The organism is Curvibacter sp. GW821-FHT01G03 (assembly GCF_059422285.1).
Window position 1 is genome coordinate 1 of sequence record NZ_JBWKWP010000021.1, and the last position, 25,405, is coordinate 25,405.

Below are 25,405 nucleotides of genomic sequence, written 5' to 3' on the forward strand. Positions count from 1 at the left end.
GGTGACATCGACGCAGAAGGCCTGCCCAACTTGCAGCGCATTGCAGAGGGGACCGACCTGCTGGTGTTCAACTGCGTGGTGCTGGACCCACCGGGCTCGCCCCCGGTGCTCTACTCCCTGCACACGCCACCGCAAGCCATTGGTGAGCTGGCTGCGGCCAGCGGGGTTGGCCATTTGCTGCTGAGTCATTTGTCGCCTGCCGTGGAGGCCCAGCGGGAGCAGGTCACGGCCTCGATCCGGGCCCACTATGCGCGCGAATTGGCATTCGCCGAAGACGGCTTGCACCGGTTGCCGTGATGCGATCCATCGCTTGGATGGCCTCAGTCCACGGGCCCTCCGGCCGGGTCGAAACGCGCGGGTTCGGCCGACAGGTGTTCACCGACGTCCGCACCACCTCACTGCTGTTGGTGCGCCTACGCCCCTCCACCAGCACGGTTTCGCGCTGGCCCACCGGTGCCGAGGCACTGCCAGCTTCGCAGTAGGGCATCAAATCTTGCGACCGAGTTGCAAGGCTGGACTCAAGGAACCCAAGACTGGATTGCTGTCAATGGACTTCAATCGTTAGCGCAATCGTTCAGACTGAAGCCCAAGCGCGGCGCAGTCATCCGAAGCGTCTGTCTCTTCGCAATTTCTAGATCAGCATCTCGTACTGGGCCTGGACCCGGCAAGAGTGAATCTCGATGGCGGTGCCCTGGCTCTCGGCCATCCCTTGGGGGCCACAGGCGCACGGATCACCGGCAGGGCTGCGGCCCTGCTCAAGCGCGTCGGCGGCCGCTATGCGCTCGCGACCCAGCGCATCGGGGGAGGACAGGGCATCGCCACTCTCTTGAGCGCGCTGTCATAGAACCTGACCCGCCAGCCGAAATACCCCGCCAGACAAGGCGAGCTGGCCCCACGCTTCCGCGCAGCGCTTGAGGAGGCCCGTGGCCGCATCCTTCACCTTGGTCCTGTCGCCGAAGTGTTTGAAGGTGACCAGTCACACGTTCCATAGGCCGGTGTCTTCGAATTTCCAACACCCTCGGCCGCATTGGATTCCTATGCCTCGGAGCGCCACGCTCCGATCAAGGCTGAACGCCTGCATTTCGGCATTGCAGGGCAGCACGTGACGCGGGGGCTGGAGCGCGCTGCGCAGTTTCGCGAGTAGGGGGCAAGGCAAACAACCGAGGGGTCGGCTGCTTATACTTCCGAAGCAAAAAATAGAAATGCCCCGAAAGGGGCATTCAAGAATCGGCGATCTGCGCATTGGCTACAGACCGCCCGATCGCCTATGACTGGTCAACGGGCAGTGCCAGTAGCATGAGACCGCCGTCGAATCTGGGCGAAGCCCAATACACCCATCAAAGCAGTCAATGCCGTGATCGCCCACTCAGACAGTGTTGGTACGCCGAGCGCGTCACTGCTCGGGGGAATGCCTGGGCCACCAGGATCGACGATCACGCTGTTCGCAGTCACATCGCTGTCCCCGACCTGTCCGTCAGTCAATGTCAGGGTGATCGTGTTGCCACTGATGACGTAGTTGGCCTGCGGCAATTTGTACCAATGGTTGATCGAGCATGCAGCTCCTGAACAGTTGAAACCGTCCGGTGACTTGCCCCACTTCCAATACTCAGCATTTGCCGGGATGGCTGAAGGGTAGGTGATGGTCACAGACGCACTGGTGCCAGCCGTGCCGGTAATCAATTGAACATCGAACAGACCCTGCGGGAAGGTGTATCCAGCCGGTGGAGCGGTGCTGGGCGACTTGGGATCACCACTCAGGCGAATGAAGCCAGCCGAATTGTTGGTATCGATCACCCAGCCATTGGCGGAAGTCACCGAAGCACTGCCTTGACCTGTACTCGTGCCTGTATTTTGCAAAGGTGCGGAGCAACTCGCATTGCCGGCCCCACCGTTGCAAGCCCATACCCAGTTACTGCCACTCTGAGACACCGAGGTCGCAGTGCCCAGGGCGCAAAGTACACCGCCACTGGGTTTGAACGGCGTACTCTGACCTTGTGCCGTACCGCATTGGCCCTGCAGGTCGGCACGGGTCACTGTCACTGTGTAACTCTGGGTTGTCGTCCCATCTTGTGCAGTGACAACGATCGTGATCGTGTTGGTGCCGACAACCAATGCGATGTTGCCCGATGCGCTTCCAGAGGTGACTGCCACTGTATTGACAGTGACCGTGGCCGTTGAATCCGCGGTGGTAGGGGTTGCCGTCACGGTTGTTGCCGAATAGGGAACGCTGGCCGTGTAAGTCGTGGTGCCCGACGCAAAAGCAGGGTTCAGGGTGCCACTCGACAGCACCAGGTTGGCCAAGGTCGCTACGCTGGAAAAGGCACGAGTCACAGTCAAGGTGTAGCTCTGAGTCGTCGTTCCATCCTGTGCAGTGACCAGCACGGTGATCGTATTGGTGCCTGCATTGAGGTTGATACTGCCTGAGGCACTGCCCGAGGTGACAGTGGTACCGTTGACCTTCACCGTCGCCCCTGAGTTGGTGACCGTTGGCGTTACGGTGAGGGTAGTGACCGCGTTAGCGACCGAAGCGGTGTAAGTCGTGGTGCCGGATGCAAAACTTGGGCTCAGAGTGCCATTGGAAATCGTCAAGCTGCTCAACGTGGCCACATTGGAGGGTGCACGGGTGACCGTGACCGTGTAACTCTGGGTGGTCGCACCATCTTGAGCGGTGACCAAAACAGTGACTGTATTGGCTCCAACATTCAAGCTGATGCTGCCAGAGGCCACACCCGACGTCGCGGTGGTGCCATTGACCTTGACCGTTGCCGTGCTGTCAGTCACCGTCGGAGTCACGGTGATCGATGCGGTGGCATTGGTCACCGAGGCCGTATAGCTGGTGGTTCCACTGGAGAAGCTGGGGCTCAAGGTGCCGCTTGACAACAGCAGGCTGCTCAAGGTTGCCACGCTGGATTGCGCCCGGGTCACCGTGATTGAGTAGGTGGCCGTGGTCGTTCCGTCTTGCGCAGTCACAAGCACCGTGATGGTGTTGCTGCCTACAGCCAGATTGATGCTGCCCGATGCAGTACCCGACGTTACCGTTGTGCCGTTAACTTTGACAGTTGCGGTGCTATCCGCCACGGTCGGTGTCACGGTGATCGACGAGGTGGAATTCGATACAGAAGCTGTGTAACTTGTGGTCCCGCCGGCGAAACTTGGCGTCAGTGTTCCACTGGACAGCGTCAGTTGCGACAACAGCGCATTGTTCGAGGGGGCGGCACGTGTCACCGTCACTGTGTAAGTGCCTGTTGTCGTGCCATCCTGTGCTGTCACCAAAACGGTGATGGTGTTGCTGCCAACGCTCAGAGAAACACCACCGGAAGCCGCGCCAGAGCTGACGGTGGTGCCATTGACCTTGATCGTCGCATGCGCCTCATTGGCTGTCGGCGTGACCGTGATCGAGGTGGTGGCATTGCCGACACTGGCGGTGTAAGTGCTGGTGCCGCCGGCAAAGGTCGGACTCAGCGCCCCCTGAGACAGGGTCAAGTTAGAAAGAGAGGCGTCTGTTGACGGAGGTGTGGCCGTCAAGCCTACCTGGTACAGATCGGACCTGAGGTAGTTGCCATCGTTGCCAGCCACTGCATACAGCAGCGAGTAACCAGCCCCATCGGCCAAGTAAGTTGGCACAGCCAAAGCTGGGGAGCCAACCCCGGCCAATGTCGGCAAAGTGATGCCCGAATCTGCCGCAGCGACCGTGACAGCCCCGGTGGTTTGGGAAAGCGTTGTCGTGCTGAACCCTCCAGAGCTGTTGAGTACAAAGGCCACTAGGTTGCCACCGTTAACACCCAATGTTGCGAGAAAGGAACCTGTTCCCCCGAGGGTTGGGTTGACATTGCCGTATGCCGTCCCAAAGTTGCTCGGCAGGGTCATGAAGCGCTCGGCGTAGTATGTTTTGTTACCACCGTTGTAGACCGCAATAGTTTGAGCGGTGGTGGTCACCAGAGACCCGTCATTGTTGAAGACAGTGAGTTCGGCAGAGTTGCCATAGCTAGCGTTTCCGTTCAACGACGCAAAGCCACCAGAGAACCCACGAACCACGGTGATGTCACCGCCTTGTCCCTGGCTCCAGTTGACGCGAAGGTAATTCACACCGCTGGCGAAGTTGGCAGCTGTCCCGTTGGCATTGAATTTGAATACGAAGTCCCCAAGCGGCGTGTAGTTGCTGTTCACCCAATCGTACGTCGCAGTACCGAAGACAAAGGTGCCGTCAGACAATGCGGCCAAGCTCGGTGGATTGTTGAAGTAAAGTCGGCCGATGTCGGAATTGCTACTCGGGTTTGGGGCTGCGGAGCTGTTATCACCTGCCGTCGTCTCTGCATTGGCCGTGTAGCTTCCACCAGCGTAATTGAAAGTCAGGATCTGGGCTTTTTGTTGGGGACTCATCGTAACAGCGGCAAAACCGCCACCTGTCAAACCCAGCACCTGGACGCCCCCATTGGGATTGCTGAAACCCAATGTGCCGGGCGAGCGAATGACGCCGCCATTGTTGTCATATATGGCGTAAAAATTGCTTGCGGTCGAGCCCGCCGCATCATCGTACTCAGTCCACGCGGCAACAAAGCCACCATTGACCAAGGCAGCCAAACTCAGATCGGTGATGTGGTTGGTCGAAACGGATTCGTTGATATTGATCGTGGTCTTCAGGTTGTTTGAAGAGTCAACGACCTTCAGGACCCCTGTAAAGCCCGGTCCAGGTGCGTATGTGGTGTAGTCCCCTTTGGACTGAACCTGGTACCCAATGACCTTGTTGCCGTTCGACAAGGCCGCCAAGCCAGCGGGCAAAACCTGAGCGGTGGCCGGCGGGCCGCCGTTCGCCAGCACCAAAGTTCCCGTCGCTTGCGCCAAGCTTGCCGCCCCCAAAAGCACCAGCCAGATCAACCATCTGGCAAGCAGCCCAAATTGTCTCCGTCCGGTCTCCATACCCCACCTCTTTGTAAATTATTGGTAACACATCTTAATCCAAAGAGTCAAAAATGATCGTAGCTCGAACATTGGATCGTTTCGCGCCTTGAGTCGGTGGAGGCAACTGCGGAAATGCGCTGCCGCTGAAAGAGCTGGGAGGCGAACTCATGACCTCTTACCAACACACGCTGACGGGAACATTTCCGCGGGTGCAGGAGAACCGGCCTCAAGCGCTGCGCAGTTCATCAAAAAAACTTTGACAGACACAACGTCTCCAACCTTCACTGACCTGCCCCGTCACTGCCCTAGCGACCTGATGTCAGCGAAGTCCGTCAACCCATTGGTGAGCGACGGATATAAAAAAAATGCGCAGATTCATTGACGAACAGTCAGCTTGATGCCGAACGATCCGCCCTCACTCCACCGTCACGCTCTTGGCCAGGTTGCGCGGCTTGTCCACGTCGGTGCCTCGCGCACAGGCGGTGTGGTAGGCCAGCAGTTGCAAGGGCACCACGTGCAACAGCGGTGACAGGGCGCCGTAGTGCTCGGGCATGCGGATCACGTGCAGGCCTTCGCCGGTTTCGATGCGGGTGTCGGCATCGGCCAGCACGTACAGCACGCCGCCGCGGGCACGCACCTCCTGCAGGTTGCTCTTGAGCTTTTCGAGCAGGGCGTCGTTGGGCGCCACGGTGACCACCGGCATTTCGCTGGTGACCAGGGCCAGCGGGCCGTGCTTGAGTTCGCCGGCGGCGTAGGCCTCGGCGTGGATGTAGGTGATCTCCTTGAGCTTCAAGGCCCCTTCAAGAGCGATGGGGTAGTGCAGGCCCCGGCCCAGGAACAGGGCGTTCTCTTTGCGGGCGAAGTCTTCGGCCCAGCTGATGACCTGGGGCTCGAGCGCCAGCACGGCCTGCAGGGCGGCCGGCAGGTGGCGCATGGCCTTGAGGTGCTCGGCCTCCTGCTCGGGGCTGAGCATGCCGCGGCTTTGCGCCAGCGCCAGGGTGAGCAGGAACAGGCCGGCCAACTGGGTGGTGAAGGCTTTGGTGGAAGCCACGCCGATCTCGACGCCAGCCCGGGTGATGTAGGCCAGTTTGCACTCGCGCACCATGGCACTGGTGGCCACGTTGCAGATGGTCAGGGTGTGCGCCATGCCCAGGCTTTGGGCGTGGCGCAGGGCGGCCAGGGTGTCGGCAGTTTCGCCCGACTGGCTGACGGTGACGACCAGGGTCTTGGGGTTGGGCACCGATTCACGGTAGCGGTACTCGCTGGCGATCTCGACCTGGGTGGGGATCTTGGCGATGGATTCGAGCCAGTACTTGGCGGTGCAGGCGCTGTAGTAGCTGGTGCCGCAGGCCAGGATCAGCACCGAGTCGATCTGCTTGAACACGCGCCAGGCCGCGGCGCCGGTTTCGCCGGGTTGGGCTGGCACGCCGTCGAACAACTCGGGCACGATGCCTTCCACCCCTTCCAGGGTGTCGGCAATGGCGCGGGGCTGTTCGAAGATCTCTTTTTGCATGTAGTGCCGGTAAGGGCCCAGGTCGGCTGCGCCGCTGTGGGCGTGCACCGTGCGCACCGGGCGGGTCACCGGCTTGAGGGCGCCTTGGGCATCACGCCCCAGCACCCAGTAGCGACCCAACTGCACGTCAACCACATCGCCCTCTTCGAGGTACACGATCTGGTCGGTGACGCCGGCCAGGGCCATGGCGTCGCTGGCCAGGAAGTTCTCACCCGCGCCCTCGCCCTCGCTGCGGCCCACCCCCAGGATCAGGGGCGAACCGGCCCGGGCGCCCACCACGCGGTGCGGCTCGTCCTTGTGCAGCACGGCAATCGCGTAGGCACCGTGCAACTGGACCAGGGCGGCCTGCACGGCTTCGAACAGGTCGCCGTCGTACAGGCTGTCGATCAAGTGGGCGATGACTTCGGTGTCGGTCTGGCTGGCAAACACATAGCCGCGGCCCTGCAGTTGCGCCCGCAGCTCGTCGTGGTTCTCGATGATGCCGTTGTGCACCAGGGCCACGCGCGGGGCCCGCCCCTCCTCGGCCCCCTGCCCCTGGCTGAAATGGGGGTGGGCGTTGTGCACCACGGGAGCGCCGTGGGTGGCCCAGCGGGTGTGGGCGATGCCGGTCACGCCCTGCACCTGCTCGGCCTGCACCTGGGCGATCAGCTCGGCCACGCGCGAGGTGCTGCGGGCCCGCTTGAGGCCGTCGGCCCACACCGCGACACCGCAGGAGTCATAGCCGCGGTACTCCAGGCGCTGCAGGCCTTGCACCAGCACAGGAACAATGTTTCGGGTTGAGACGGCGCCAACGATGCCACACATGAGCAAGCTCCCGGAAGGGTTGAAAACGGGTTGCAGAAAAGATTGGATCGAATCTTAGGGAGGACAACGAAAAATATTCAGCGAATTTCTCAACAGAATATGAAATTAAAATTCACTCAAATTCGTTATTGAAATTTTCATTCAAATAACAAACAAATATGGAATCAATCGAACTCGACGACCTCGATCTGCAACTGCTGGATGCCTTGCAACGCGATGCAAGCGCCAGCAACCAGGCCTTGGCCGAGCGGTTGCGGATTTCGCCACCCACCTGCCTGCGCCGGGTGAAACGCCTGCACGAAGCTGGCCTGATCGAGCGACAGGTGGCGCTGCTGCAGCCCGAGCGCCTGGCCCTGGCGCTGGGGCATGGTCTGACCGCCATCGTGGAGGTGACGCTGGACCGCCAGGACGCCGAGCCCCTGGCGGCCTTCGAGGCCCGAGTTGGGGCGGATGAGGCGGTGCAGCAGTGCTACCGGGTGTCGCCGGGCCCGGATTTTGTGCTGGTGGTGGGGGTGGCCGACATGCCGGCCTACCTGGCGCTGACCCAGCGCCTGTTCAACAGCGACACTCACGTGCGCAATGTGAAGACCTTCTTCAGCGTCAAGCGCAGCAAGTTCGAGCCCCGCCTGCCGGTGCCGCTGACCAGGGGCTAGGGCCTGTTGGGCCCGTTCACAGGCCCTAAGCTCAGGCTGCCGGCAGGCGCAAGGTCACGGTGCAGCCCTGGCCGTGCTGGCCCTGCAGGGCCAACTCGCCGCCCAGGCGGTCCACCATGCGGCGCGCCATGGCCAGCCCCAGGCCCAGGCCCTCGAAGTCGCGCACGGTGTGCAGGCGCTGGAACACGCCAAACAACTGGTCGGCGTGCTCAGGCCGAAAGCCGGCGCCGTTGTCTTGCAAGGTGAGTTGAACCTGCGGGCCCTGGCTCTGCACATCAATGGCGATGCGGGCCTCGGGCTGACGGCGGGTGAACTTGACGGCGTTGTCCAACAGCAGGCGCAGCAGGTCGCGCAACTGGGCCAGGTCGGCCTGCACCCGGGGCAGGTCCTGGGCCTCGGGCCACTGCCATTGCACGGCGCGCTCGCCACAGGCGGCCTTGGCCTGGCTCACGACCTCGCTGAGCACATCGGCCAGCGGCACAGGCTGGACATGGAGTTCGGCCGCGCCGATGCGGGCCAGCGCGATCAGGCCATCGATCATCTGACCCAGGTGGCGCGCCGACTGGGTGATGGTGTCGAGGTACTGCACCGCCGAAGGGTCGGCATTGCTGTCCTGCACCAGCTCACGCACCAGTTGGCCATACGACACGATGTGGCGCACCGGGGAACGCAGGTCGTGTGAGATAGCGCGCAAGAAGGCCTGCTGCTGTTCGCGTTGCTCGGCCAGCTCGGCGCGCAGCCGGGCCAGTTCGGCCCCCAGATCCCCATCACGATCCGTGTCGCTTGCCGCCCCCATCACTGGCCACCCTTGGCAGGGCGTTGCCAGTTGGCAATGCTGACCTGGCGGGCCCGGCTCACGCTCAGGGCGCCGGCCGGGGTGTCTTTGGTGAGGGTGGAGCCGCCGCCCACCGTGCCACCAGCGCCCAGGGTGATGGGCGCCACCAGCACGCAGTTGCTGCCCACGTGCACGTCGGCCTCGATCACGGTGCGGTGCTTGTTGGCGCCGTCGTAGTTGGCGGTGATGCTGCCGGCACCATAGTTGACGCGCTCACCCACGGTGGCGTCGCCCAGGTAGGCCAGGTGGTTGGCCTTGGCGCCCGCGGCGAGGGTGGAGTTCTTGACCTCGACAAAATTGCCGATGTGCACCTCGGCCCCCAGCACGGCGCCAGGACGCAGGCGGGCAAACGGCCCGATCAGCGAACCCGGGCCCACCTGAACCCCGGCCTTCTCGCCTTCGATGTGGGTGAAGGGGTGGATCACCGCGCCCGCGGCAATCCGGGCATTGGCGATCACGCAGTGGGCGCCGATGCGCACGCCATCGCCGAGCACCACCTGGCCTTCGAACACGCAGTTGACGTCGATCTCGACGTCGCTACCGCATTGCAGGGTGCCGCGCACATCCAGGCGGGCCGGGTCGGCCAGGCGCACCCCGTCGGCCATCAGGGCGTCGGCACGGCGGGCCTGGCAGGCGCGCTCCAGGGCGGCCAGTTGCTGGGGGCTGTTCACGCCGGCCACCTGCACCTCGTCGGTGGTGGGCAGGCCCAGCACGCCCACGCCGTCAGCCACGGCCATGGCCACGATGTCGGTCAGGTAGTACTCGTGCTGGCTGTTGTCATTGCGCAGACGGCCCAGCCAGGCCTTCAGATGGGCCGCCGGCACGGCCATGATGCCGGTGTAGGTCTCGGCAATGGCCCGCTGGGCTTCGGTGGCGTCCTTGTGCTCGACGATGCCGCGCACGGCATCCCCCTCGCGCAGGATGCGCCCATAGCCGGTGGGATCGTCCAGCACCACGGTGAGCAGGGCCAAGTGCTGGCCGTCGCAGGCCTGCACCAGGGCCTGCACCGTGTCGGCGGCAATCAGGGGCACATCGCCATTGAGGATCAGCACCACACCGTCGTCGGGCAGCAAGGGCACGGCCTGTTGCACCGCATGGCCGGTGCCCAGTTGGGGCATCTGGCGGGCAAACTGCAACTGGCCACCCTGGCGCAGCGGATGCCCGGCCAGGTGGGCCTCGACGGCTTCGGCGCCGTGCCCGGTGATCAACACCACGCGGCGGGGCGACAGCGACTCGACAGTGTCAAGAACATGGCGCACCATGGCCTTGCCCGCGACACGGTGCAACACTTTGGGCAAACTGCTCTTCATTCGCGTGCCCTTGCCCGCAGCCATCACCACCACATCCAGCGCAGATCCAAATCCCGACATGAAACGTCCTCTTGCTTTTGGCGGCCCGGTCACAACAACGCCGGCCATCCTGTCATTGCGCCGGATTATCTCGCTGGCAACGCTGCTCATGGCGGTTTTGTGGCTGAGTGCCTGCAGCGCCGTGAAGCTGAGCTACAACGCCCTGCCCGAGGTGACGTACTGGTGGGCCGATGCGTACGGGGATTTCAATGGTGAACAATCGCTGCGCCTGAAACAGGACCTGGCCGATCTGCAGGCCTGGCACCGCTCGCGGGAGCTGCCGCGCTACCGCGAACTGCTGCAAAACCTGGAACGCCTGACCGGCACCGAGCCCGACGCCACCCAGTTGTGCAGCCTGCTGCCCCCGGCGCGCGAGCGCCTGCAGGCCCTGGCTGAACAAAGCGCCCCCATGATCGCCCGCCAGGCCTTGAGCCTGAGCCCGGCCCAACTGGAGCACATGGCCAAGAAATTCGCCAAGAACGAGGCCAAGCTGCGCAGCGAGTGGGTCGACCTGTCGCCCGGCGAGTTGCTGGACAAGCGCGTCGAGCAGTACACAGACCGGGCCGAGGCGCTGTACGGGCGGCTGAGCCTGCCGCAGCGCCAAAGCCTGCGCGAGGCCTTGCAAGCGTCGCCGTTTGACCCGCGCATTCGCCTGGCCGAGCAGCAGCGGCGCCATCAGGACATGCTGGACACCCTGCGCCGCCTGCGCAGCAACGGCGCCAGCCAAGCCCAGGCCGAACAGGCCTGGCTGGGCTGGCTGGCCCGGGCCTTGAGCCCGCCGGTGCCAGCCCACCGCCTGCAGCAGGAGCACTCGATCGAAGAGGGCTGCCAGATCTACGCGCAATTGCAGCGCCAGGCCACGCCCGAACAACGCGACAAGGCGGCCAAACGCCTGCGTGGCTGGGCCGGCGATGTGCAGGCCTTGTCGCAGCAGCCTTGAGGCCCGCGGTCTCAGAACGTGTTGACGTTCTCAGGCCGGGTGCCGTTGCCGGCCGCCCTGCAGCAACAGCCAGCTCCAGCGTGCGCTGCCCACGGCCAGGCGCCCCAGCGCCCCCACCACGGCGCCACCGGCCTGCCAACCCTGCCACAAGCCCCGGCTCAGGTCGGCCAGGGGCAAGGCGAGGTCGGTGGGCAAGGCGCTGGCCGCCTGCAAACGGCCTGGAGCCTGCGCCACCAGAGGCAGTGCACGGTCCCAGCGGAAGACCACGTCGACCGGCGCCGCCTGGGTCAACTCCTGCGCCAACACAAAGGCCTCCAGCACCACGGTCTGGCCGGGTTCAATCACCAGCCAGTCGCCCGGCATCAGAAAGCGGTCGCCCAGGTCGTTGGCGTGGCCGCGGTGCGGCCCAGTGAAGGTAAGCCACAGGCGGCCCTGGTTCATTTCGATCACGCTGCGCTCGCGCGGGCACAGGGTCAGTGCGCGCCCGGGCAAGATGTTCCAACCGCCGGGGAACGCGCGGCCAGCCGGTGCAAAGGCGGCGGATTGTTGCGATTCCAGAACAGGGCGGGACAGCATGATGAACTCCTTGAGTGAGAAAAAACCGTTGAGGAGCCTTCATGATCGGCGGCAGAATGCAGATGGTCCAATGAATTGCACACCCGCGATTGATACCTCTTTCGCATGAATGAGACGATGCCTGCCGCATGAGCAAAGCCAGCCCTTCCATCACCCATCTGCGCACCCGCCCCGTGGCCGTGGGCCACCTGCGCGCCTTCGAAGCCGTGGCCCGACACCTGAACTTCCGCGCCGCCTCCGAAGAGCTGGCGCTGACGCAGTCGGCCGTCAGCCGCCAGATCCAGTCGCTGGAAGATGAGATCGGCGTGCCCCTGTTCCTGCGCCACACCCGGGCGGTGGAGCTGACCAGTGCCGGCTCGCAGTTGCTGCGCACCCTGCTGCCCACGCTGGAGCGACTGGACAGCACGGTGCGCCAGATCCGCCAGAGTGCAGGACGCAAGAGCGTGGCCATCACCACCTGGGCCTCTTTCGCGTCGATGTGGCTGATCCCGCGGCTGGAGGCCTTTCAGCGCAGCCACCCCGACATCGACATCCGCATCGACGCCACCGACACCGCGGTCGACCTGGAAACGGCCGACATCGACCTGGCCTTGCGCTACAGCCTGCCCGGGGCTTCCGTGCGCGGGGCACAACGCCTGTTTGGCGAACAACTGGCCGTGGTGGCCAGCCCCTGGTTGCTGAAAAGCGGACAGCCCATCCGCAAACCCGCTGACGTGGCCAAGTTCACGCTGATCGAGGCGGGTGACGCCCATCGCACCCAGCACATGGAGTGGCTGTCCTGGCGGCGCTGGTTCGAGACCCAGGGCCTGAGCAATGTCGAGCCCAAGCGCTGGCTGTATTTCAACTACGCCCACCAGATCGTGCAGGCTGCCCTGACCGGCCAGGGTGTGGCCCTGGCACGCATGCCCTTGATTGCCGACAGCCTGGCCTCGGGCGATCTGGTCGAGGTGTTGCCAGGCTTCCGCCTCGATTCGCCACTGGTGTATTGGCTGCTGGTGGGCCCGCGGACGGCCCACCGCCCCGAGGTCAAGGCCTTCAGCGACTGGCTGGTGGACGAGGCCTCACGCACCCGCCACACCGTGGGAGAAGTGCCGGACACCGATCTGTGCGACGACCTGGGCTGAGCCCGGCGGCCGCACGGCCACCACCGCAAGGCCGCCGCACGACGGCCCTTCAGGCCTGCGCTCAGCTCAGCGTCACCCGGGCGAACTTGCGCTTGCCCACCTGCACCACGTAGGTGCCGGCGGCCAGCTTCAGGCCCTTGTCGCTGACCACGCTGGAATCCACACGCACCCCACCGCCATCGATCAGGCGGTTGGCCTCGCTGCCCGAGGGGGCCAGGCCCGCCGCCTTGAGCAGGGCACCGATGCCCATGGGGGCGCCCGACAGGCTGACTTCCGGGATCTCATCGGGCACACCGCCCTTGCTGCGGTTGTTGAAGTCCTGCTCGGCCGCGTCGGCAGCAGCCGCGCTGTGGAAGCGGGCCGTGATCTCCTTGGCCAGGGCCACCTTGGCGTCTTTGGGGTTGCGACCACCCTCCACTTCGGCCTTGAGGGCGGCAATCTCGGCTTCGCTCTTGAACGACAACAGGGTGTACCAGCGCCACATCAGGGTGTCGGAGATCGACAGCACCTTGGCAAACATGGTGTTCGGGTCTTCGCTGATGCCGATGTAGTTGTTCTTGCTCTTGGACATCTTGTCCACGCCGTCCAGGCCTTCGAGCAAGGGCATGGTCAGGATGCACTGGGGCTCTTGCCCGTACTCCTGCTGCAGGTGACGGCCCATCAGCAGGTTGAATTTCTGGTCGGTTCCGCCCAGTTCGAGGTCGCTTTTCAGGGCCACCGAGTCGTAGCCCTGCATCAGGGGGTACAGGAACTCGTGCACGCTGATCGACTGGTTGGTGGTGAAGCGCTTGTGAAAGTCGTCGCGCTCCATCATGCGGGCCACGGTGTACTTGGCCGCCAACTGGATCATGCCCCGTGCGCCCAGGGGATCGCTCCATTCGCTGTTGTAGCGGATCTCGGTCTTGGCCGGGTCGAGCACCAGGCTGGCCTGCTTGTAATAGGTCTCGGCATTGGCCTTGATCTGCTCCGCTGTGAGGGGCGGGCGGGTGCTGTTGCGGCCCGACGGGTCACCGATCATGCTGGTGAAATCACCGATCAAAAAGATGACGGTATGCCCCAGGTCCTGCAGCTGGCGCATTTTGTTGAGCACCACGGTGTGGCCGATGTGGATGTCAGGCGCAGTCGGGTCCAGCCCCAGTTTGATGCGCAAAGGCACGCCGGTGGCTTCGGAACGGGCCAGTTTTTGCACCCAGGCGTCTTGTGGGATGAGTTCGTCGCAGCCCCGCAGGGTCACGGCCAGCGCCTCCCGCACACGGTCGGTGACGGGGTGATTTGTAACAGCAGCAGCTTGATTCATAAGGGTTTTTTCAGATGTCGGGGCGGGGCGGGCAGCTATACTCGTTCGGCTCGCAAAAGTGGATTTTAATTGGCCCGCTTTTTGCGAACAGGTTCAGGCACAGGCCGAACACCTGCCACCGTCGGGAATCGTCAGGAATAGCATCCCATCGTGCCCGACCCACTGCCTTGAAAAGAGGCGGAACGATCCTGGGGATAGATTCTTGAAAAACGGTTTCTTCGCCGCCGGCGAGCTTTTGCTGACACGACTGGCCCACCAGGTCGAACACCACCCCAAACGCATCACCACCTTGGTGGCCGCCCTCTTGCTGGGCGGTGGCGGAGGCGCCTTCGCCGTGGCCTCCATGGCCCCCGACGCGGCCGACCTGCCAGTGCGCCAGATCACCGAAACCGTCCAGCCGATCTCGGTGACCGAGCAGGCTGAGGCACTGGACATCCACCGGTTCAACCTGTTTCGCTCCGACATGGTGCGCCCCACCGACAGCGTGGACACCCTGCTGCAACGCCTGGGCATCAGCGACCCGGTGGCTGCCGCCTTTTTGCGCAATGATGCGCTGGTGCGCATCAGCCTGCTCGGTCGCAATGGTCGCCAGGTGACGGCCGAGGCCAGCGAAGACCACCAATTGGTGCGCCTGGTCGCACGCTGGACGCCTGACGACAGCAACACCTTTCAACGCCTGGTATTTGAAAAGACCCCGCGCGGCAGCTACAGCTCGCACATCGAAACAGCCCCACTGAGCGCCAGCAGCAAGTTGGCCGGCGGCACCATCCGCAGCTCGCTTTTTGCGGCCACTGATGAGGCTGGCATCCCCGACACGGTGGCCACGCAACTGGCAGAAATTTTCTCAGGCGACGTCGATTTTCACCGCAGCCTGCGCAAGGGCGACCGCTTCTCGGTCGTCTACGAAACCCTGGAGGCCGACGGCGAACCCCTGCGCGCTGGCCGTGTGCTGAGCGCCGAGTTCATCAACGATGGCAAGGCCTACCAGGCCATGTGGTTCCAGGAACCCGGTCAAAAGGGCAGTTACTACACGCTGGACGGCAACAGCATGCGCCGCGCCTTCCTGACCTCGCCCGTCGAGTTCTCGCGCGTGACCAGCGGCTTCAAGATGCGCTTCCACCCCATTCTGCAAACCTGGCGCGCCCATCTGGGCACCGATTACGCGGCCCCCACCGGCACCGCCGTGCGTGCCGTGGGTGATGGTGTGGTCGATTTTGCAGGGGTACAGAACGGCTACGGCAATGTGGTGATGCTGAAGCACCGCAACAACCAGATGACGGTGTATGCCCACCTGAGCCGCATCGGCGTGACCCGGGGCCAGACCGTGAGCCAGGGCCAGACCGTGGGGGCCGTGGGCGCCACCGGCTGGGCGACCGGGCCGCACCTGCATTTTGAATTCCGCGTCAATGGCGTGCACCAAGACCCGATGACCATCGCCCACCAGGCCCAAGCGGTTCCGGTCTCCCCGGCAGCCCGCCCCGCCTTCAACCGCCTGGCTTCGGCCATGCGCATCCAGCTCTCGGCTGCGGCGTCGGTGCAACAGGCCAGCGCCGATTGACGGCGGGAGTGCAGGCGCCACGCTGAGCGAAGCGCACAGCCCGCTATCATCGGCCCATGCAAGGCAAGGCAGACCACTACATCGGACTGATGTCCGGCACCTCACTCGATGGGGTGGATGGCGTTCTGTGCCGTTTTGAGGGCGATCAGCCCCAGGTCCTGGCGCATGTGGCCCTGCCCTTCACGGCCGAACTCAAGCGATCGCTGCTGGAACTCAACAGCCCCGGCCCCGACGAGCTGCATCGTGCGGCCATCGCGGCCAATGCCCTCGCCCGCACCTATGTGGTGGTGGTGTCGCGCCTGCTGGCCGAGGCCGTGCTGCCGACCTGGCATGTGGCGGCCATTGGCGCCCACGGGCAGACCGTGCGACACCAGCCCGGCCAGTACGACGGCACCGGCTACACCTTGCAACTCAACAACCCGGCCCTGTTGGCCGAGCACACCGGCATTGATGTGGTAGCCGACTTTCGCATCCGCGATGTGGTGGCCGGCGGGCAAGGTGCGCCGCTGGTGCCCGCGTTTCATGCACGGGTGTTCGGACAGCCTGACCAGACCCAGGCGGTGCTGAACATTGGCGGCATTGCCAATCTGACCGTGATCCCGCCGCAAAGCCAGCCTGCGGCGCCCGTGCTCGGCTTTGACAGCGGGCCCGGCAATGCCTTGATGGACCATTGGTGCCTGCAGCACACCGGCCAGCCCTTCGACCGGGATGGCCAATGGGCCGCTCAAGGCCAGATCCATGCAGCCTTGCTGGCCGACCTGATGCAAGAGCCCTTTCTGCAGCAAGCGCCCCCCAAAAGCACCGGGCGTGATCTGTTCAACCCGGCCTGGCTGGAGCTTCACCTGAAAGCCCACCCGCACCTGAGTGCCACCCAGGTGCAGGCCACTCTCACGGAGTTCACCGCCCTCTCCTGCGCCCAGGCTGTGCAAATGCACGCACCGGACAGCCGTCGCCTGCTGGTGTGTGGCGGCGGGGCATTGAATGGGCATTTGATCAGTCGCCTGCAACATCACCTGCCCGAGGTGAATGTCGAATCCAGCGGTCTGGCCGGCCTGCCTCCGCTGCAGGTCGAGGCTGTCGCCTTCGCCTGGCTGGCACGCCAGGCCCTGCAGCGCCAGCCCGGCAACCTGCCCAGCGTGACCGGTGCCCAGGGGCCGCGCATTCTGGGCGCGCTTTATCCGGCCTGAATCCGGGCCTACACGCCGGCGCCAAACCCCTGCGCTGAATTCCGGCGCAGAGTCCCAGGCCCGCTGCCCCCCCCTGCTGCTCAGGGTTCGTGCGGACCGGCCGCAGAGGCATCGCCCCGCACCAGCCCTGGCTCCAGACCCGAAGGCAATTGCCAGAAGATGGCGGCGGACGCCAAGGTGATGAAGCCCATGGTGACAAAAGTAGCGTGAAACGAGGACAGGGTGTCCAGGTGCGCCGCACTTGCATTGCCGCCAGGGCCCAGCAAGGCCGCAAAGCCCGCCAGCACGGCGCCCGCCACGGCCACCCCCATGCCCATGGCCAGCATCTGCACCATCGACAACAAGCTGTTGCCGCTGCTGGCCTGGGAGCCCTCCAGGTCTTTCAGCGTGAGGGTGTTCATGGCCGTGAACTGGATTGAATTGACCGCACCAAACACAGCCAGTTGCAGCAGTCGCAAGCCCAGGGGCTGGCCCGGACTGATCAGGGCAAAACTCATCATGGCCAGGCCTACCAGTGCCGTGTTGCCCACCAGCACCTTGCGGTAGCCCAGCCGGGTGATCAGGGGGGTGGTGATGCGTTTGACGGCCATGCCGGCCATGGCCACCGGCAGCATCATCAGACCGGCCTCGAAAGGCGAGTAGCCGAGGCTGACCTGGAGCAGCAGGGGCACCAGAAAAGGCATGCACGAACTGCCCAGGCGCGAAAACAGGTTGCCCAGCAAACCAATCGCCAGCGACGCCACGCTGAACAGCTGGGGCGAAAACAGGGGCGCCGGGCTTCGCATGGCGTGCAGCCAATATGCCACCAGGCTGGCCAGCCCGAACACCAGCAGCACCAACACCCCGGCCTGCCCCAGGCCCAGGCCCGACAGCCCATCCAGCGCCAGCGACAGGGTCACCATGCCCGTGGCCAGCCACAGGTAGCCCGACCAGTCGAACCTGGCCACGGTGACTGCAGGACCGCTGCGCATGAAGAAATAAGCCGCCACCGCGCCAATCACCCCGACCGGCAGGTTGATCAGAAAGATCCAATGCCAGGAGGCCACCTCCACCAGCCAGCCCCCGAGGGTGGGTCCGATCAGGGGTCCGATCAGGCCCGGGATGGCGATGAAGCTCATGGCCTGCAGAAAGCGCTCCTTCGGAAAGGTGCGCAGCACAGCCAGTCGCCCCACCGGCAACAGCAGGGCACCGCCCAGGCCCTGCACCACCCGTGAGGCCACCAGCAGTGGCAGGGACGTCGACAGCGCGCACAGCAGGGAGCCCAGGGCAAACAGGGTGATCGCCGCCACGTAGACCCGCCGGGTTCCGAAGCGGTCGGCCACCCAGCCGGAGGCAGGGATCAACATGGCCATGGCCAGCGAGTACGCCACGATCACCGACTGCATGCGCAGCGGGCTTTCGTGCAGGCTTTGCGCCATGGCCGGCAGGGCCGTGTTGACGATGGTGGCGTCCAGCGTCTGCATGAAAAAGCCCAGGGCCACCAGCCACAGCAGGCGTTGCTGGGAACGACTTTCGGGATCGACGACCGTCATGCTTTGAATGATTGAAGGTTGGCTGGACAAGAAAAAACCGCCTCAAGGGCGGTTCTCCAGGAGGGCGGCAGGCGCGCCATCAAACTGAGAAGCTGGAGCCGCAGCCGCAAGTGGTGGTGGCGTTCGGGTTTTTGATCACGAACTGGGCGCCTTGCAGGTCTTCTTTGTAGTCGATTTCGGCCCCCAGCAGGTACTGGTAGCTCATGGCGTCGATCAGCAGCGAAACACCATTTTTGGTCATGGTGGTGTCGTCTTCGTTGGTGATTTCATCAAAGGTGAAACCATACTGAAAGCCCGAGCAGCCGCCGCCCTGCACGAACACGCGCAGCTTCAGGTCGGGGTTGCCCTCTTCAGCGATCAGATCGGCCACCTTGGCGGCAGCGCTGTCTGTGAAAAGAATGGGGGCGGGCATTTCGGTCGGCAGCGACTCGACAACAGCACTCATGGGGTTCTCCGGAAACGGGTTTGGGGCGAATAGTACAAGAATTCGCTCGGGAATTCAGATCAACGGCTATTTGCCGCTAGTGTCAACAGGGGCTTTTCTTCGATCGGAGCCGCCGGGCACAGCATGCCGGCAATCACCGCACCCTGGTGCATCTCAAGTGCCTTGTAATACACATCCCCCTCAATGCGGGCATGGGGCTGCAGTTCCAGCAACTCGCGGGCATGCACAGGCCCCTTGATGCGCCCGTTGATGATCAGGTGATCGGCGTACACCGCGCCCATCACGGTGGCCGTTTCAGAGATCACAAGCAGGCTGGGTTGCGACTCATCGACCCGAATGTCGCCCACCACGTCACCATCCACCCGCAGGCCCTCGGCAAACGTGATGTTGCCGTCGATGCGGCTGCCTTGCGCGATCAGGCTTTTGATGGGCGGTTGCTTCTTTTTCGCGAACATGGGCCGTCCTTTCAGGAAGTGTGCCAGATGGGGGAAAACTCAGAGCTTGAGTGTCTGGACGGCACGCGAACTGCTGCCATCAAAAATGCGTGCCGTGACCTGCTTGACCGACACCTGCGGCGGCAGATCCACCAGGCCCTCGAGTCGCCGATATTGCCTGAATTGCAAGGGCACCGGGCCTTGCGGCAAGGGCTGCTCCCAGGGCTTGCCGGCCAGCGTGCCTGTCAACACCAGTTCCAGCCGGCCCTTGAACTCGGGGCCGCTCTTGACGGGCTGGATCACCAGCACCTGCCAGCGCAACTGCTGGCTGGCCACGATTTCGGCCTGCAGACCGCGAATCGCCACGTCCTCGACGCTGTTAGCCGGGATCAGCTTTTCAAAAAAGCCCAGGTCGTCGCGCAGGCTGCGGTTGTCGAGCTCCAATTGGTGGATCTGCGCCAACAGGCGCTCCTGGGTGGCACGTTCGGCCGTCAGCAAGCTGCCCGAGGTGTTGGCAATGGATTGCGCCTTGTCCCGCTCGTCCTGCATCTGGGCCACCTGCTGACGCAAGGCCGCCAGTTCTTCGCGCGAGTGGCGGTCCAGCCCGGCGATGTTCTTGCCGGTCTCGAACGCCCACAGCGCCACGGCCGCGCAAAAGCCGAACACCAGGGCCAGCAGCACCCAGCGCAAAGGCCAGGGCATGGCACTGCGCACCGCCATGCGGGGCGTGCTGATGGTGAGGCGGCGGCGAAGCAGGCGAAGACGCATGAACAGGCTTGAAACTGGAAAAACCGCGAGCGTAAAACAAAAAAGCCGCAACAAGCAGAACTTGTTGCGGCTTTTTGCAGAGAAGAAAGCGGATTAACGCTTGCTGAACTGCTTGGCGCGGCGAGCAGAGTGCAGACCGACCTTCTTACGTTCGACTTCACGAGCGTCGCGGGTCACGAAGCCGGCTTGGCTCAGTGCGGGCTTCAGCGTCGCGTCGTAATCGATCAAAGCGCGGGTGATGCCGTGACGGGTTGCACCGGCTTGACCGGATTCACCACCACCGTGCACATTGACCTGGATGTCGAAGGTTTCGACATGGCTGGTCAGAACCAGCGGCTGCTTCGCGATCATGATGGAGGTCTCGCGGCCGAAGTAGGCCTGGATGTCCTTACCGTTGATCGTGATCTTGCCGGTGCCTTTTTTCAGAAACACACGGGCGACGCTGGATTTGCGACGGCCGGTGCCATTGTTCCATTCACCAATCATCTCGGCTCCTTACAGTTCCAGCACTTTGGGTTGCTGCGCGGTGTGGGGGTGCTCAGCACCACCGTACACCTTGAGCTTCTTGATCATGGCGTAACCCAGAGGACCCTTGGGCAGCATGCCCTTGACGGCCTTCTCGAGTGCACGGCCAGGATGCTTGGCTTGCAGGTCGCGGAAGTTGGTAGCAGTGATGCCACCGGGGAAGCCGGAGTGACGGTAGTACACCTTGTCCAGGGACTTGGTGCCGGTGACCTTCAATTTGGCGGCGTTGATGATGACGATGAAATCGCCAGTATCGACGTGAGGCGTGTAAATGGCTTTGTGTTTGCCGCGCAGACGGAGGGCAACTTCGCTGGCTACCCGGCCGAGCACCTTGTCGGTGGCGTCAATCACAAACCACTCGTGCTTCACGTCTGCGGGCTTAGCGCTGAACGTAGACATGTATTGCTTTCGAGTTGGTTGCCAGCCGTTGCGAAATCGCGGGCTGGCTACAAAAGGCCCTTTTCCACGGTCGGTGTTTCTCTGCTGGAAACCTCTTAGGTGGGGGGTGTCGGGGGCTTCGCTGCCAAGCTGAAAAAACAGCCTGCCGCAAGCCTCCAACGAACTTCGCCGCGGGGCCTAAAACGCTGCGAAGCCTTCCATTCTACAAAAAGTGCAGTTGGTCGTCTACATGCCTCGCAATGGCCGTGCGAGCGGTGTGCTCACAAACCGCCGCTGCGCTTGACCTTGGGGTCGGTGTAGACCAGCAGATTGGTCGATAGACCCTGCTTCTGCTTTTCCTTTTCAAGCCGATTCGCCTCTGCACTGGCTTGTTCGGCCGCCAATTCGACCACCGAGCCACTGGCCTTCCACATCGAATTCAGGAAGTCGATCAACTTCTTGGAGATGGGCTCTGGTGGCGGGGTCTTGGGCTCCTCGGTCGTGGCCTTTTTCTTGACGGCCGTCCAATCCTTGTTGGGCTGATCGTTGGAAGCAGAAGGTTTATCGGGGCTTGCCGCTTTCTGCCCCGAGACGGTCACGATGGTCGACTCGGTGGGCGCATTCGTCACGGTCGTGGCCGCCGGCTTGGTACTGATGGCCTTGTCCGCGCCTGCCAACGACTGGCCGGCGCCTGAATAGGCCCAGTTCATCGATCGGTCAACAGGAGGGAGTTGCATGGCAGTTCCGGCGGATACAGTTTATTTACATCATGACGGGAAAGGTTTTTAGGCGTCCTCGTACGGTGTAACGGCATTGCGCAGGAAAAGTTGAGGCCCGTTTCAAAAAATTTTCAGTTTTTTTGAGTGCCGCTCCGAAAAACCTTGATCAGCCGACCAAAGCAGCGCGGTAACGCTCGTAACCACGTGCACGAAGTTCGCATGCCGGACAACTGCCGCAACCCCAACCCCAGGCATGGCGGTGCTCACGGTCGCCCAGGTAGCAGGTGTGGGAATGTTCCACAATCAAGTCGACCAGGGCCTGCCCCCCCAGTTGCTCGGCCAAAGCCCAGGTGTCGGCCTTGTCGATCCACATCAGCGGGGTTTCGATCAACAGGCGCCGGTCCATGCCCAGCGACAAGGCCAGTTGCATGGCCTTCATGGTGTCATCCCGGCAGTCGGGGTAACCGGAGTAATCCGTTTCGCACACCCCGGTCACGATGACCTCCAGACCACGCCGGTAGGCCAGCGCGGCGGCCAAGGTCAGAAACAGCAGGTTGCGCCCGGGCACAAAGGTGTTGGGCAAGCCCCCCTGCTCCATCTTGAAAGCCATGTCGCGCGTCAGTGAGGTCTCACTGACCTGACCCAACACCGCCAGGTCGAGCAGGTGGTCCTCACCCAGCTTGGCGGCCCAGGCGGGGTACTGCTGGCGCAGGGCCCCCAGCACCGCCAGGCGCGCGTCCAGCTCAACGCTGTGGCGTTGGCGGTAATCAAAAGCCACTGTTTCAACCCGCTCATAGCGCGACAGGGCGTGGGCCAGACAAGTGGTCGAGTCTTGCCCCCCTGAGAAAAGAACCAGTGCGGATTTGTGCATGGCAATCGAATGGAAGGAGGTTGAAAGAGTCCGATTCAGAGAAAGCGCTCCAACAGCCGGCGCGATCCCCGATCGAGGGCTTGAAGGTCACGGATCTGATAGACGATGCCCTGGCTGCCGGTGATGAGCAGGCGCCCACGGTCCAGACGGCGGATGTCGTCTTCGGTCTTGAGCACAAAATCGGTGCGCCCGCGATCGGTCTCCACCGTCCAGGTACAGGGGGTGGAGAAAGAAGACACGGCCACGAGCCGGCGCAACTCGGGGCTGAACTCGCGACTGGCCAGCTCTTCCTCGATCAGTTGGCGCAACTCGGGCGCCAGGGCCGACAGGCGAGGCACCCAGGCCAGTTCATGGCCCTCGGGGCCCACCAGCGACAACCCTTCATCAGGTGCCGCAATCGGAAAGGCGCGCACGGGGGTCACGCCCAGGTGATCGAGGCCTTCGGCATCGGTCAGCACCAGCCGGCCCAGCGGGTGGCGGCTCAACTTGAAATCAGCTTGGGGGGTCATGGAGGCAGCTCAGGGTTGGCCGGCCGGGTGGGCCGAATGGGCGCTGGGGGTCAGGGTGGCGCCATCGTCGTCCGAGCCGTCCACACGCCGGGCCTGGGCCTCGTACAGACGCCAGTAGGCGCCTTGCTTGGCCATCAGCTCGTCGTGCGGGCCCACTTCGACCACCTGGCCGCGGTCCATCACCACCAGCCTGTCGGCCTTGCGCAGGGTGGAAAGCCGGTGGGCGATGGCGATGGTGGTGCGCCCCTGCACCAGGTTGTCGAGGGCGCGCTGGATTTCCTTCTCGGTTTCGGTGTCCACCGCCGAGGTGGCCTCGTCCAGGATGAGGATGCGTGGATCGATCAGCAAGGCGCGTGCAATCGAGATGCGCTGGCGTTCGCCCCCCGACAGCCCCTGGCCGCGCTCACCCACCAGCGAGTCATAGCCCTGGGGCAGGCGCAGGATGAAGTCGTGTGCGTGCGCGGCCCGTGCGGCCGCCACGATCTCTTCGCGGGTGGCACCCGGTTTGCCGTAGGCGATGTTCTCGGCAATCGTGCCAAAGAACAAAAAGGGCTCTTGCAGCACCAGGCCGATGTTGCTGCGGTAATCCGACACCTTGAAACGGCGCACGTCGGTTCCGTCGAGCTTGATCGCCCCATCGGTCACGTCGTAAAAGCGGCAGATCAGGTTGACCAAGGTGCTTTTGCCTGAGCCGCTGTGCCCCACCAGACCGATCATTTCGCCGGGCTGGATGTCCAGATCCACGCCACGGATCACCGTGCGCGTGCCATAACGGAAGCCGATGCCACTCATTTCAATGCGGCCCAAGACCCGCGGCAGGGGCGCCGGCTGGCTGGGTTCGGGCACGTTCGAGATGTGATCCAGAATGTCAAAAATGCGCTTGGCACCCGCGGCGGCCTTTTGCGTCACCGACACGATGCGGCTCATCGAATCGAGCCGGGTGTAGAAGCGCCCGATGTAGGCAATGAAGGCGGTCAGCACGCCCACCGTGATCTGGCTCCTGGACACCAGCCAGATGCCACAGCCCCACACCACCAGCAGGCCGATCTCGGTCAGCAACGACACCGTGGGCGAGAACAGCGACCAGGTGCGGTTGAGCTTGTCGTTGACCTCCAGGTTATGGCGATTGGCCTGCTTGAAGCGGTCGGCCTCGCGCTGCTCCTGGGCAAAGGCCTTCACCACCCGGATGCCCGGAATGGTATCGGCCAGCACGTTGGTGACCTGCGACCAGACCCGGTCGATTTTCTCGAAGCCGGTACGCAGGCGATCCCGCACGGTGTGGATCAGCCAGGCGATGAAGGGCAACGGCACCAGGGTGACCAAGGCCAGCCAGGGGTTGATCGAGAACAGAATCACCGCGGTCATGGCGATCATCAGCACATCGGTGACGAAATCCAGGGCGTGCAAGGACAGGAAGACGTTGATCCGGTCGGTTTCTGACCCGATGCGGTTCATCAGGTCGCCCGTGCGCTTGCCGCCAAAATAATCGAGCGACAAGCGCAGCAAATGCTCATAAGTGGTGGTGCGCAGGTCGGCCCCGATGCGCTCGGACACCAGCGCCAATATGTAAGTGCGTGCCCAACTCAGGCCCCAGGCCGCCAGCGCCGACAACAACAGCCCGCTCAGGTACAGCAGCACCAGCATGGGGTCGATCTGCTTGCCGTTCTGGAACGGGATCAGGATGTCATCCATCAGCGGAATGGTCAGGTAAGGCGGGATCAGGGTGGCCGCCGTGGAGGCCAACGTCAGCGCAAAACCGGTGAACAGTTGCTTGCGGTAAGGCCGGGCAAACCGCCACAGGCGCAGCAGCACCCAGGTGGAGGTGGTGGCACTCGCTTCGCGCGAACAGGCCGGGCATTCGTCGCTGTCGGCGGGCAAGGGGGCCCCGCACGATGGGCAGGCAGCAGCCTCCTCGGCCTCTTCCGGGGCGGCCCCGGCCAGCACGGCCAGCCGTTGCTCGAACACCTTGATCACGCGCATCGCGTGCACGTCCAGCGCCATCGTGAAGCGCCAGCTGGCCAGCCGCGCCCCCGGGCCCAGCAGCTCCAGTTGGCCCACGCCGGCGTGGTCGCTGTGGCGCAGCATCAGGCCTTCTTGCAAGGGCCAGGACTGCCACTGCCCGGCGCCCGGCGCCCAACTGAGCAGGCGCTGCTCGGTGACCACCAGCAGCCCGTTTGCAAAACAAAGACGCTCGTCCAGGTCAACCGGCAGGGAAGCGAGCACGTTTTCACCACGTGCAAGCTGAGTTTGGGGGTTGATTCTTCCGGGATCCGCCGCTTCGCCAGATGAACCTACAGGATGTGAATGTTGCATTTTGATTCCGTACCGCGCGGCACCGTTCGACCTCCCGCGCTCAAGCAGGAAAAGTCGATTTTCGCCGAAACCGAGGCCATGCGGCAGGCTGCAGGAGAATGCAGCCACGGCCAAGCCCCCAAACTGAGCGCACAATCTCGCCTGACTGCCGGTATGGCGCCAGGCACCGAACCCGA

The 25,405-nt window shown here is 63.6% G+C and carries 21 protein-coding genes and 2 pseudogenes; 7 read left to right on the forward strand and 16 right to left on the reverse strand.

The window, feature by feature from the left end:
• Both AC07VS_RS24365 and AC07VS_RS24370 read left to right on the forward strand, forming a co-directional pair.
• Positions 1–297: pseudogene (locus tag AC07VS_RS24365) on the forward strand (MBL fold metallo-hydrolase); the annotation flags it as partial.
• Positions 298–619: 322 nt separating this feature from the next.
• Positions 620–844: pseudogene (locus AC07VS_RS24370) on the forward strand (acetyl-CoA C-acyltransferase); the annotation flags it as partial.
• 431 nt (positions 845–1,275) lie between these two features.
• Here AC07VS_RS24370 and AC07VS_RS24375 read toward each other — a convergent pair.
• Together AC07VS_RS24375 and glmS are read right to left on the reverse strand one after the other, a co-directional pair.
• Complete coding sequence (locus AC07VS_RS24375) at positions 1,276–4,917, reverse strand: IPTL-CTERM sorting domain-containing protein (protein ID WP_494752252.1); 3,642 nt, start codon at positions 4,915–4,917, stop codon at positions 1,276–1,278.
• 397 nt (positions 4,918–5,314) lie between these two features.
• Positions 5,315–7,216 (reverse strand): glutamine--fructose-6-phosphate transaminase (isomerizing), encoded by a 1,902-nt coding sequence (gene glmS / locus AC07VS_RS24380; RefSeq protein WP_492348922.1) that lies wholly within the window; start codon positions 7,214–7,216, stop codon positions 5,315–5,317.
• 158 nt (positions 7,217–7,374) lie between these two features.
• On the opposite strand from glmS, the gene AC07VS_RS24385 reads away from it, so the two are divergent.
• Positions 7,375–7,869 (forward strand): Lrp/AsnC family transcriptional regulator, encoded by a 495-nt coding sequence (locus tag AC07VS_RS24385; protein WP_492348921.1) that lies wholly within the window; start codon positions 7,375–7,377, stop codon positions 7,867–7,869.
• Between the two features lie 31 nt (positions 7,870–7,900).
• On the opposite strand, the gene AC07VS_RS24390 is transcribed toward AC07VS_RS24385, so the two are convergent.
• Both AC07VS_RS24390 and glmU read right to left on the reverse strand, forming a co-directional pair.
• Entirely contained in the window at positions 7,901–8,665 is a 765-nt protein-coding gene (locus AC07VS_RS24390; RefSeq protein WP_492348920.1) for a sensor histidine kinase, read from the reverse strand.
• Entirely contained in the window at positions 8,665–10,074 is a 1,410-nt protein-coding gene (gene glmU, locus AC07VS_RS24395) for a bifunctional UDP-N-acetylglucosamine diphosphorylase/glucosamine-1-phosphate N-acetyltransferase GlmU (protein ID WP_494752253.1), read from the reverse strand. The genes AC07VS_RS24390 and glmU overlap by 1 nt, the downstream gene beginning before the upstream one ends.
• Here glmU and AC07VS_RS24400 point away from each other — a divergent pair.
• Positions 10,073–10,993, forward strand: a complete 921-nt coding sequence (locus AC07VS_RS24400; RefSeq protein WP_494752254.1) for a DUF6279 family lipoprotein — start codon at positions 10,073–10,075, stop codon at positions 10,991–10,993. The two genes, glmU and AC07VS_RS24400, sit on opposite strands and share 2 nt — an antisense overlap.
• A 30-nt stretch (positions 10,994–11,023) precedes the next feature.
• Here the strand turns inward: AC07VS_RS24400 and AC07VS_RS24405 are convergent, their stop codons facing one another.
• A complete protein-coding gene (locus tag AC07VS_RS24405) occupies positions 11,024–11,569 on the reverse strand; it encodes a DUF2917 domain-containing protein (RefSeq protein WP_494658875.1) in 546 nt (181 codons plus the stop codon).
• A gap of 128 nt (positions 11,570–11,697) precedes the next feature.
• Between AC07VS_RS24405 and AC07VS_RS24410 the strand changes: the two genes are divergently transcribed.
• A complete protein-coding gene (locus AC07VS_RS24410; protein WP_494658874.1) occupies positions 11,698–12,693 on the forward strand; it encodes a LysR substrate-binding domain-containing protein in 996 nt (331 codons plus the stop codon).
• A 61-nt stretch (positions 12,694–12,754) separates the two neighbouring features.
• Here AC07VS_RS24410 and tyrS read toward each other — a convergent pair whose 3' ends face one another.
• A complete protein-coding gene (gene tyrS / locus AC07VS_RS24415) occupies positions 12,755–13,990 on the reverse strand; it encodes a tyrosine--tRNA ligase (RefSeq protein ID WP_494752255.1) in 1,236 nt (411 codons plus the stop codon).
• Positions 13,991–14,192: 202 nt separating this feature from the next.
• Here tyrS and AC07VS_RS24420 point away from each other — a divergent pair, with 202 nt between their 5' ends.
• Positions 14,193–15,548 carry a peptidoglycan DD-metalloendopeptidase family protein gene (locus AC07VS_RS24420; RefSeq protein WP_494752256.1) on the forward strand — a complete coding sequence of 452 codons (1,356 nt, stop codon included), beginning with the start codon at positions 14,193–14,195 and terminating at the stop codon, positions 15,546–15,548.
• 56 nt (positions 15,549–15,604) lie between these two features.
• The gene (locus tag AC07VS_RS24425) at positions 15,605–16,735 is read left to right on the forward strand and encodes an anhydro-N-acetylmuramic acid kinase (protein WP_494752257.1); all 1,131 of its coding nucleotides are present in this window, start codon (positions 15,605–15,607) and stop codon (positions 16,733–16,735) included.
• Positions 16,736–16,815: 80 nt separating this feature from the next.
• Here AC07VS_RS24425 and mdtD read toward each other — a convergent pair whose 3' ends face one another.
• From mdtD to AC07VS_RS24475, 10 genes are all read right to left on the reverse strand, one after another.
• The gene (gene mdtD, locus AC07VS_RS24430; RefSeq protein WP_492348912.1) at positions 16,816–18,267 is read right to left on the reverse strand and encodes a multidrug transporter subunit MdtD; all 1,452 of its coding nucleotides are present in this window, start codon (positions 18,265–18,267) and stop codon (positions 16,816–16,818) included.
• 79 nt (positions 18,268–18,346) lie between these two features.
• Positions 18,347–18,712 (reverse strand): iron-sulfur cluster insertion protein ErpA, encoded by a 366-nt coding sequence (gene erpA / locus AC07VS_RS24435; RefSeq protein WP_027476533.1) that lies wholly within the window; start codon positions 18,710–18,712, stop codon positions 18,347–18,349.
• Positions 18,713–18,771: 59 nt separating this feature from the next.
• Positions 18,772–19,167 carry a bactofilin family protein gene (locus AC07VS_RS24440; RefSeq protein WP_492348911.1) on the reverse strand — a complete coding sequence of 132 codons (396 nt, stop codon included), beginning with the start codon at positions 19,165–19,167 and terminating at the stop codon, positions 18,772–18,774.
• A 39-nt stretch (positions 19,168–19,206) separates the two neighbouring features.
• On the reverse strand, positions 19,207–19,914 hold the full coding sequence (locus AC07VS_RS24445; RefSeq protein ID WP_492348910.1) for a DUF6776 family protein: 708 nt from the start codon (positions 19,912–19,914) through the stop codon (positions 19,207–19,209).
• Positions 19,915–20,007: 93 nt separating this feature from the next.
• Positions 20,008–20,400, reverse strand: coding sequence for a 30S ribosomal protein S9 (gene rpsI, locus AC07VS_RS24450; RefSeq protein ID WP_492348909.1), 393 nt, complete (start codon positions 20,398–20,400; stop codon positions 20,008–20,010).
• 9 nt (positions 20,401–20,409) lie between these two features.
• The gene (gene rplM / locus AC07VS_RS24455) at positions 20,410–20,838 is read right to left on the reverse strand and encodes a 50S ribosomal protein L13 (protein WP_019575878.1); all 429 of its coding nucleotides are present in this window, start codon (positions 20,836–20,838) and stop codon (positions 20,410–20,412) included.
• A 260-nt stretch (positions 20,839–21,098) separates the two neighbouring features.
• Entirely contained in the window at positions 21,099–21,554 is a 456-nt protein-coding gene (locus AC07VS_RS24460) for a hypothetical protein (protein ID WP_494752258.1), read from the reverse strand.
• Positions 21,555–21,702: 148 nt separating this feature from the next.
• Complete coding sequence (gene queC / locus AC07VS_RS24465; protein WP_492348907.1) at positions 21,703–22,407, reverse strand: 7-cyano-7-deazaguanine synthase QueC; 705 nt, start codon at positions 22,405–22,407, stop codon at positions 21,703–21,705.
• 35 nt (positions 22,408–22,442) lie between these two features.
• Positions 22,443–22,916: a cyanophycin metabolism-associated DUF1854 family protein gene (locus AC07VS_RS24470; RefSeq protein WP_494752259.1), complete on the reverse strand. Its 474-nt coding sequence runs from the start codon at positions 22,914–22,916 to the stop codon at positions 22,443–22,445.
• Between the two features lie 9 nt (positions 22,917–22,925).
• On the reverse strand, positions 22,926–25,229 hold the full coding sequence (locus AC07VS_RS24475) for a cyanophycin metabolism-associated ABC transporter (protein ID WP_494752260.1): 2,304 nt from the start codon (positions 25,227–25,229) through the stop codon (positions 22,926–22,928).
• Between the last annotated feature and the right edge of the window lie 176 nt (positions 25,230–25,405).